Origin of the sequence: Streptomyces longispororuber (genome assembly GCF_014656095.1) — a bacterium.
Classification (GTDB): Bacteria; Actinomycetota; Actinomycetes; order Streptomycetales; family Streptomycetaceae; genus Streptomyces; species Streptomyces longispororuber.
This window is the reverse complement of sequence record NZ_BNBT01000113.1, coordinates 20664-29122: the sequence shown is the minus strand read 5'-3', so window position 1 is coordinate 29122 and position 8459 is coordinate 20664. Positions and strand designations below refer to the sequence as shown.

General features: G+C 76.2%; 6 protein-coding genes. 1 reads left to right on the top strand and 5 read right to left on the bottom strand.

The window, feature by feature from the left end; translation table 11 throughout:
* A partial coding sequence (locus IE330_RS27560; protein ID WP_190138841.1) for a hypothetical protein occupies positions 1 to 532 on the bottom strand: 532 nt, incomplete at its 3' end.
* On the bottom strand, positions 529 to 1782 hold the full coding sequence (locus IE330_RS27555) for a hypothetical protein (RefSeq protein WP_190138840.1): 1254 nt from the start codon (positions 1780 to 1782) through the stop codon (positions 529 to 531). The genes IE330_RS27555 and IE330_RS27560, both read right to left, overlap by 4 nt.
* A gap of 291 nt (positions 1783 to 2073) precedes the next feature.
* Here IE330_RS27555 and IE330_RS27550 point away from each other — a divergent pair, with 291 nt between their 5' ends.
* A complete protein-coding gene (locus IE330_RS27550) occupies positions 2074 to 5739 on the top strand; it encodes an AfsR/SARP family transcriptional regulator (protein WP_190138839.1) in 3666 nt (1221 codons plus the stop codon).
* Positions 5740 to 5979: 240 nt separating this feature from the next.
* On the opposite strand, the gene IE330_RS27545 is transcribed toward IE330_RS27550, so the two are convergent.
* The 3 genes from IE330_RS27545 to murC are packed head-to-tail and all read right to left on the bottom strand — an operon-like array spanning position 5980 to position 8397.
* On the bottom strand, positions 5980 to 6537 hold the full coding sequence (locus tag IE330_RS27545; protein ID WP_229925969.1) for a hypothetical protein: 558 nt from the start codon (positions 6535 to 6537) through the stop codon (positions 5980 to 5982).
* Positions 6538 to 6561: 24 nt separating this feature from the next.
* A complete protein-coding gene (gene msrB / locus IE330_RS27540) occupies positions 6562 to 6969 on the bottom strand; it encodes a peptide-methionine (R)-S-oxide reductase MsrB (protein ID WP_190138838.1) in 408 nt (135 codons plus the stop codon).
* A 30-nt stretch (positions 6970 to 6999) separates the two neighbouring features.
* The gene (gene murC, locus IE330_RS27535; protein WP_190138837.1) at positions 7000 to 8397 is read right to left on the bottom strand and encodes a UDP-N-acetylmuramate--L-alanine ligase; all 1398 of its coding nucleotides are present in this window, start codon (positions 8395 to 8397) and stop codon (positions 7000 to 7002) included.
* Positions 8398 to 8459 lie beyond the last annotated feature (62 nt).

Genomic DNA, 8459 nt, shown 5'->3' with positions numbered 1-8459 from the left:
AGAGCGCCCGCGGCACGGCGCGCCCCGGCCGGGCCCGCAGGCACAGGGCGCCACCCGCCGGACCGAGCCGCACCCAGCAGTGGCGGCCGTGGTGCACGGACACGACGAGGGCGCCCCGCTGGCGGGCGTCGAGGTCGTCGGCGTACCCGGCGGAGGCCGACCGCGCGCACGGCTCGCGCGCGCACGGCTCGTCGGCGTGGCGCGCGGGGGCCGACCGCGTGCTCAGGTCATCGGCATGGCGCGCCAGGGTCGACCGCGTGCCCAGGTCATCGGCGTGGCGCGCGGAGGTCAACCGCGCGCCCCGGGCGCCGGCTTGGCAGGCGCAGGCCGACCGCGCGCACAGGACGTCACCGAGACGCGCCCAGGCGGCGGGCGCGGGCAACGTCACCCGCAGGTGCTCGTCCACGAACCCGGCGGGGCGCCCGGGCCGGCCCGGGAGCGTGACGCGGACCCGCTCGACGGCGCTTCCGGCGGCGCAGGACCAGCCTCCGGCGGCGCAGGGCCCCCGTCCGGCGGCGCAGGGACCGGTCATGACACCACGCTGCCCGGCTCGTCGTACGTCAGGACGCGGGGCAGGCCCGCGGGCCGCTCGGCGGGCGGCTCTCCGGGGGCCCGCAGCCGCAGCTTGCGGTAGAGCAGCGCGCGCATGTTCCGCGCGAAGCGGCCCGGCTCGGAGGTGATGCGCGCGGCCACGCGCGCGTACGGCTCCGGGCGGTACGTCGCCGCGGCGTGGGTGAGCTGCGGCAGCACGGGGCGGCCGACGCGGAACCGCGGCGCGAACGCGGCGAGTTCGGCCAGCGGCGACCCGGGGTCCACGTCGGCCTCCGGGAGCCGGGCCAGCAGCACGGGCACCCCCGTCATGGCGGCGTACAGCGAGACCGAGCCGTGGTCGCCCACGACGAAGTCGGCGGCGACGAGGGCGCCCACCCAGTCGGCGCGGTGGTCGACCACGCACAGGCCGCGGCGGCCGAGCCCCGCGAACCAGTTGCGGACCTGCCACTCGCTGTGGGTGTGCCAGACGTGCGGGTGCAGCAGCGCGGCCACCCGGTGGCCGGGCGGCAGTTCGGTGACCAGCGACTCGATGAGCTTTCTGCCGCCGCCCGCGAGGAGCGAGCCGGGCCCCCACGTGGAGCACACCAGGACGAGGCGCTCCCCGGCCCCGGTCCGCAGGGCCCGCCGGTACCGGGCGCGGGCGGGCCCGCTCGCGACGACGCGGTCGTGGCACGGGTCGCCGACGACCTCGGCGGCGGGCAGCGCCTCCGGGCAGGCGCGGCGCAGCCGGTCCAGCTCGTCGCGGTGCGCGAGGACGAGCGTCTCGGGGACCAGGACGCCGTCGCGGACGAGCCGCTGCCTGCTCAGACCGTACACGCCGCGCGCGGCGACGGCCCGGCCGCGCGACCCGCCGGGTACGACCTTGTTGTGGCCGGCGCCGTGCGGCAGGACGACCACCGGCGCGTGCAGTTCGTGCAGGCCCCCGTGGCCCGCCGCCACGGCCAGGTCGAAGACGGTCTGCACCGCCTGGCTCCACGGCAGGACGACGCCCTTGAGCTCCGCCAGGAAGTCGGCCACGCCGCAGTGGAACACGTCGGGCGCCGCGGTGAAGAACACCTGCACGCGCCAGTCGTCCGCGAGCAGCCGTACCGTGTCGAGCAGCCGCCTCCCCGACGTCACCGTGTGGACCACGGCGAGCACGCGTCTGCGGACCCGGCGGGTGGCCCAGCGGTCGGCGTCCAGGCGCACCGGCACGGGGAGTCCTTGTCCTTCCAGCATGGTCACGGTCATGATGGGCATCCCCCGGTCTCTCGCTTCTCCCCGCGGCGGTCGCCGCCGCGGTGCGGATGGTCTCGGACGCCGACAGCGTGCCCCCGGGGGCTGGGCGGACCGGTTGCAGGAATCCTGCACTCCGGGGGCTGCGGTGGATTCCGGCCAACAGAGCGCCCCATGCGCCCGCCGCGCAACCGTGCGCCCCTGTCCGCTCCCCCTGTGACCGCGACCACAGTGAGCGAAACGCCGCACACATGTGCGGGACCGTCCGGTGGCGGGGCAGGCACCGGCCGCGCACCCACGGGGGTGATGGTGGACCTACTGGCTCTGGGACCTCTCGAACTCTGGCGGGAGGGGCGGCAGTACGAGCTCGGATCGCCCAAGGAGCGCTGTGTGCTCGCCGTCCTGGTGCACGCCCACGGCGACCCGGTCTCCGTCGACGCCCTCATGGACCGCGTCTGGGACGGCGAGCCGCCGCGTACGGCGCAGGACACGCTGCAGAGCTATCTGTCGCGGCTGCGTTCCCGGCTCGCCAAGGCCGCCGGGGGCGACGAGGCGCGTCTGGAGCGGTACGCGCCCCGCCACTACCGCCTGCGGACCGCCCCGGACGCCGTCGACCTGCTGCGCCACCGGCGGCTGCGCGGCAACGCCGCATCGGCCGCCGCGCGGGGCCGCAGGGAGCTGGCGATCGGGCTGCTGCGCACCGCCGAGTCGCTGTGGCGCGGCGAGCCGCTGACGGAGTTCACCGGCGGGTGGGCGCGCTCGGCGCGGGCCCGGCTCCTGGAGGACCACCGCCGGGTCCGGGAGGAGCGCATCCGCCTGGAGCTGGAACTGGGGCGCCACGCCGACCTCATCGGCGAACTGCACGAGCTGGCCGCGCAGAACCCCCTCGCCCAGCAGGTGGTCGCGGCGCTGATGCTGGCGCTGTACCGCTCGGGGCGGCACGACGAGGCGCTCGCCTTCTACCGCACCACGCGCGCCCGCCTGCACGAGGGCCAGGGCATCGAACCCGGCGTGGAGCTGCGGGAGTTGCACCGGCGCATCCTCGCACAGGACCGGACGCTGATGGAGACGGCCGGGACACCGCCCGGTGCGTCCCCCGCCACGGGGACCTCCCCTGGCATGGGGGCCTTCCCCGTCGCAGGGGCCTCTCCCGTCGCGGGGACCTCCCCGGCCGTGGGGGCCTCCCCCGCCACAGGGGCCTCCCCCGTCACGGAGACCTCCCCCGCCGCGGAGACCTTTCGCGCTGCGGGGCCGCGACCGGACACCGGGGGCGTCGTCGCCGTGAGCGGCCGGGACGCCCCCTCGGGCCACGCGGTCCCCGTGGCCCCGGCGGCGTCCCTGAGGCCGGCGGACACCCCCGGCGCCGACAAGGCTGCTGGACCCGGTGGGCCCGGCGGGGCGGAACGTACCGGCGGTACCGGGGAGTCCGGCGGGGCGGAACGTACCGGCAGCCCCAGGGAGCCCGACGAGCCCCGCCCGTCACGACGGTCCCGCCCGGCCCCGGACGACGCCCCGCCCACCAACCTCCCCCGCGACGTACGGGACTTCACCGGCCGGGCGGCGGAACTGCGCATCCTGCTCGACGGGGCCGGTCCGGAGGCGGCGCCGCCCGAGGGCCCCGCCTCGCTGCCCGTCACCGTGGTGCACGGCATGCCGGGCGTCGGCAAGACCGCCCTGGTGGTCCACGCCGCCCACCGGCTCACGGAGGCCTACCCCGACGGCCAGCTCTACGTCGACCTGCGCGGATACGGCACGCTGCCGCCCTACGACCCCGCCGAGGCGCTCGACCTGCTGCTGCGCGCGGCGGGCGCCACGGACGAGCGGGACGAGCGGGACAACGCGCGGGACAAGCGCGGCATCTCGCTCGACGCGCGGGTGGCGCGCTGGCGCGCGTGGACGGCGCGGCGCCGTGTCCTGGTGGTGCTCGACAACGCCCGCGACGCGCAGCAGGTCACGCCGCTGCTGCCCGGCACCGCCTCCTGCCGCGCCTTCGTCACCAGCCGCAACCGGCTCACCGGCCTGGACGGCGCGACCCCGCTGTTCCTGGAGGTGCTGTCCGCGGCCGAGGCCGCGGCGCTGTTCCGGCGCGTCGCCGGGGCGGCCCGGCTGCCCGCAGGCGTCCCGGCCCTCGCGCGGACGGTGGGCGCGTGCGGCTGCCACCCGCTCGCGGTCCAGTTGCTGGCGAGCCAGTTCCGGCACCGGGACTCGTGGAGCCTGGACCACCTCACCGACCGCCTCGTACGGGCCGCCGACCCGCTGGACGAGTTCACCGGCGACCGGGTGGCCTCCGCCTTCTCCCTGTCGTACGCGGACCTGGAGCCGGAGGCGGCGCGGGTGCTGCGCCGCGTGGCGCTGCACCCCGGGCCGGACATCACCCCGCACGCGGCGGCGGCGCTCACCGCGCCCGGCCGCCCGCCGGACGAGGGTCCCGGGACGGCCGGGCCCGGGCAGCGGCGGGCGCTGACGGACCGGGCCCGCAAGCTCCTCGACCACCTGCTCGACCGCAACCTCCTCGACGAGCCGGTCACCGACCGCTACCGCCTGCACGACCTCACCCGCGCCTTCGGGCTGCGGATGTGCGCGCGCGACGACTCCCACGCCGAGCGCCGCGCGGCTCTCGGCCGGCTGCTCGACTGCTATCTGACCGCCGCCCACCGGGCCGCCGTCCGCGCCGAGCCGCACCGCCGCGTGCCGGCGCCCGGGCCGCACCTGGTCTCCCCCTGCGCCCCGGAGTTCGGCGACGCGGACGAGGCCTCGGCCTGGCTCAGCGTGGAGCGGGGCAACCTGCTCGCCCTGGCACGCACCGCCGCGGCCGAGTCACCGGATCACGCGGTGGCGTTCCCGCACGCCCTCGCCACCTCCTTGCGGCACTGGGGCGCGTGGGACACGGCGGCCGAGCTGTTCGAAGCGGCGGTGTCGGCGGCGCGCGCGGGCCGGGACCGGGCCGCCCTGGCCCGCAGCCTGGTCGAACACGCCGGCGTCCTGACCCAGAAGGACCACGCCAAGGCCCTGCGGCGGGCGACCGAGGCGCTCTTCCTCTTCCAGGAGCTGGACGACGTCCACGGCCGCGCCGACGCCCTCCTCCAGTCCGCCCGCGCCCACTTCGCCGCGGGCCGCAGCGGCGCGTGCACCCGCGTGCTCGACACGGCGCTGCCGCTGTACCAGCGGGTCGAGGACCCGTACGGCGAGGCCGAGGTGGCCAACATGCGCGGCGTCGCCCTGCACGTGGCCGGTCACCACGCCCAGGCCCTGGACCAGTTCCGCAGGGTGCTGCGCATCCACGAGTCCACGGGATTCCTGTACGGACGGCTGCGCGCGCTCAACAACATCGGGGAGGTGCACCGCATCGACGGCCGCCACGAGGAGGCCCGCGCCCACTACGAGCGCTCCCTGCGCCTGGCCCGGCACGTCGGCGGCCGCCAGGAGCTGGCGAACCTGCTCGCGAACCTCGGCAACGTCTGCCAGGCCACCGGCCAGGTCGAGGAGGCGCTCGGCTACTTCCGCCGCGCGCTGGCCAGTTACCGCGCCGCGGGTGACGCGCGGGGCGAGTCGGACACCCTCATCAGCCTGGGCTGGGCCTGTGTCGCGGGGCTGCGGCCGGCGGAGGCGCTCGGCCACTTCAGCGCGGCCGAGCGGGTCGCGCGCGGCGTCGGCAGCCCCCTCGACCGGCAGTCCGCCCTCCTCGGCACGGGCGCGGCCCTGCGGCTGCTCGGCCGCTTCGACGCGGCCCTCGACGCCCACCACGAGGCGCTGCGGCTGGCCCGCGAGGTGGACAGCCCGCTCAGCGCGGCCCGCGCCCTCGACGGCCTGGCGCGCACCACCCTGCACACACACAACGCGCCCTCCGCACGGGGTTTCGCGGAGGACGCGTTGACGACTTACGAGGAACTGGGATGTACCGGGCGCGCGCGGGATCTCCGACAGGCCCTGGCCGGCGCGGAGGTGACTACCGTCCGCGCCACCACCACATGAAGATCCGGGTCTCACCGGGGTGCGGCGTGGGGGTGGTGGAGCCAGTGGCGTGCTTGACGTCGATCACTTGTACCCGTCTTTCCTTTGCTCGGAACTGCTGTACATCCCCCGCTCGAACGTAAACGCTAGCGGCCCGCGGTCGATCATGTGAGTGATACTCAGGAGTACTAAACAGCTCGAAGGAGCGTGCGACCGGCGTGCGCCCGTACGAACGCGCCCCTCCGCCCGCGCCCGCCGCGCTCAGGGCCCGCCCACCGTCCCCGGCGGCACCTCCACCCCCCGTGCCGCGTCGTCCGGCGGGAGCTGGTCGGCGTATCCGGCCTCGGTCCACACCAGCTTCTTGAACTGTTCCGGCGTCAGCAGGCCCCGCCACGGCGTGCCGCCCGGGCAGAAGACCCCGGAGCAGGCGCGGCAGTAGCGGGCGGGGCGCCAGAGGGCGGCGGCGCGCGGCGCGCCCGCGCGCTCGGCGGCACGCTGGCGGATGTCGCCGCGCACGACGACGGCCGTGCCGACCAGGAGCAGCACGGCGAGCGCGAGGCCGCCCCCGACGTACAGGGGCTTGCCCTGGTCCGCGCCCATGCGGGCCCAGGCCAGGGTCAGGACCACGAGCACCAGGCCCTCGACGGCGTGCAGGAAGCCGTCCCGGCTCTTGTGCGGCCCCCTGGCCAGGCGGGCCGCCAGTGCACCGCGGCGGAGCCCCGGCCCGCCCGCGGCCTCCTGGACGGTGAGCACGTCCTGGCCGCCGCAGCCCGGGCAGCTCGTACCGGCCGGCTCCGACGAGGACCCCGTGTGCGCCATGCCCCCACGCTACGGGGGCCGCGCTCAGCCCTCGTCGGGGGTCAGCCGCAGCGAGATGGAGTTGATGCAGTACCGCTGGTCGGTCGGGGTCGGGTAGCCCTCGCCCTCGAAGACGTGCCCCAGGTGCGAGCCGCACCGGGCGCACCGCACCTCGGTGCGCACCATGCCGTGCGAGGTGTCCGTGAGGAGCTCCACGGCGTCGCTGTCCTTGGGATCGTAGAAGCTCGGCCAGCCGCAGTGGGAGGCGAACTTCTCCCGCGAGGTGAACAGCTCGGCGCCGCAGGCGCGGCAGGAGTAGACGCCCTTGGTCGCGGTGTCCGTGTACTCGCCCGTGAAGGCGGGCTCCGTGCCCGCCTGGCGCAGCACCGCGTACTCGGCGGGGGTCAGCTCCGCGCGCCACTGCTCGTCGGGCTTCTCGACGTCGTACGACATGGAACGCATCCCCTTCGTGACGTGCGTGGCCTACTTGGCCAGGTGGTCCAGGACCAGCGGGCCGAGGTCGGTGACGTCGCCCGCTCCCATGGTGAGAACGAGATCACCGGGGCGTGCCATTCCCGCGATCAGCTCCGGCGCGCTGTCCTTGTCCGGCGCGGCGGTCACGTCGGCGCCGGCCGCGCGGGCGGCGTCGATGATGAGGTCGCTGGTCACGCCGGGGATCGGGTCCTCGCGCGCGGGGTAGATGCCGAGGACGACGGAGGCGTCGGCGAGGGCGAGGGCCTCGCCCATCTCGCGGCCCAGCTCCTGGGTGCGGGAGAACAGGTGCGGCTGGAAGAGGACGAGCAGCCGTGCGTCCGCCGCGGCCCCCCGCATCGCCTCCAGGTCGGCGGTCATCTCCGTGGGGTGGTGCGCGTAGCTGTCGACGACCTGGACGCCGCCGGCCTCGCCCTTGAGCTGGAGGCGGCGCTTGACGCCGGTGTACGAGGCGAGGGCGGGGGCCAGCTCGGCGGCGGGGATGCCGAGGGCGACGCCCGCGGCGAGCGCGGCGACCGCGTTGTGCGCGTAGTGGCGGCCCGGCACGGAGACGGCGAAGCGCAGCTCCGTGCCGTCGATCACGGCGGTGACCTCGCTCCTGAGGCCCTTCGGGGTCACGTCCGTGATCCGCACGTCGGCGTCGGCGGACTCGCCGTAGGTGACGATCTTCAGGTCGCCGCCGCGCTTGGCGACGCGGCGGGTCAGCTCCCGGGCGCCCTCGTGGTCGGCGGCCACGACGAGGGTGCCGCCGGGCGTGATCCGGTCGGCGAACGTCTCGAAGGACTCGTAGATCTCGTCCATGGAGGCGTAGTTGGCGTGGTGGTCGAGCTCCACGTTGAGGACGATGGCGACCTCGGGCGCGTACTTGTGGAAGCTGCGGTCGCTCTCGTCGGCCTCGGCGACGAAGATCTCGCCGGTGCCGTGGTCGGCGTTGGAGCCGGGGGCGTCCAGGTCGCCGCCGATGGCGTACGACGGGCCGAGGCCGAGGGCGGCGAGGCTCACGGCGAGCATGGAGGTGGTGGTCGTCTTGCCGTGGGTGCCCGCGACGGCGAGCGGACGCAGGCCCTCCATCAGCGCGGCGAGCGCGTCAGAGCGGTGCACGACGGGGATGCCCAGCTCCGTGGCGCGCGCCAGCTCCGGGTTGTCGGCGCGGATCGCCGAGGAGACGACGACGCAGGTGGCGTCGGAGGACAGGTGCGTCGCGGCGTGCCCGACGTGCACCGTCGCGCCCAGCTCGCGCAGGGCCGCGGCGGTCGCGGAGTCCCGCGCGTCGCTGCCCGCGACCCGCGCGCCGCGCTGGGCGAGGATCTTCGCGATGCCCGACATTCCGGCGCCGCCGATGCCGATGAAGTGCGGTCGGTCCATGGCGGGGGGCAGGCCGGGTGCCATGTTCTCTCCCGAGAGGTGTGACAGTACGTGAGCGCCCCCACCCTATCCGCCCCACCAGGGGC

Bases quoted from the DNA above. Each gene is read 5' to 3' on its own strand.
- IE330_RS27550 (WP_190138839.1), top strand. From the start codon at position 2,074: ATGGTGGACCTACTGGCTCTGGGACCTCTCGAACTCTGGCGGGAGGGG.
- murC (WP_190138837.1), bottom strand. From the start codon at position 8,397: ATGGCACCCGGCCTGCCCCCCGCCATGGACCGACCGCACTTCATCGGC.
- IE330_RS27555 (WP_190138840.1), bottom strand. From the start codon at position 1,782: ATGACCGTGACCATGCTGGAAGGACAAGGACTCCCCGTGCCGGTGCGC.
- IE330_RS27545 (WP_229925969.1), bottom strand. From the start codon at position 6,537: ATGGCGCACACGGGGTCCTCGTCGGAGCCGGCCGGTACGAGCTGCCCG.
- msrB (WP_190138838.1), bottom strand. From the start codon at position 6,969: ATGTCGTACGACGTCGAGAAGCCCGACGAGCAGTGGCGCGCGGAGCTG.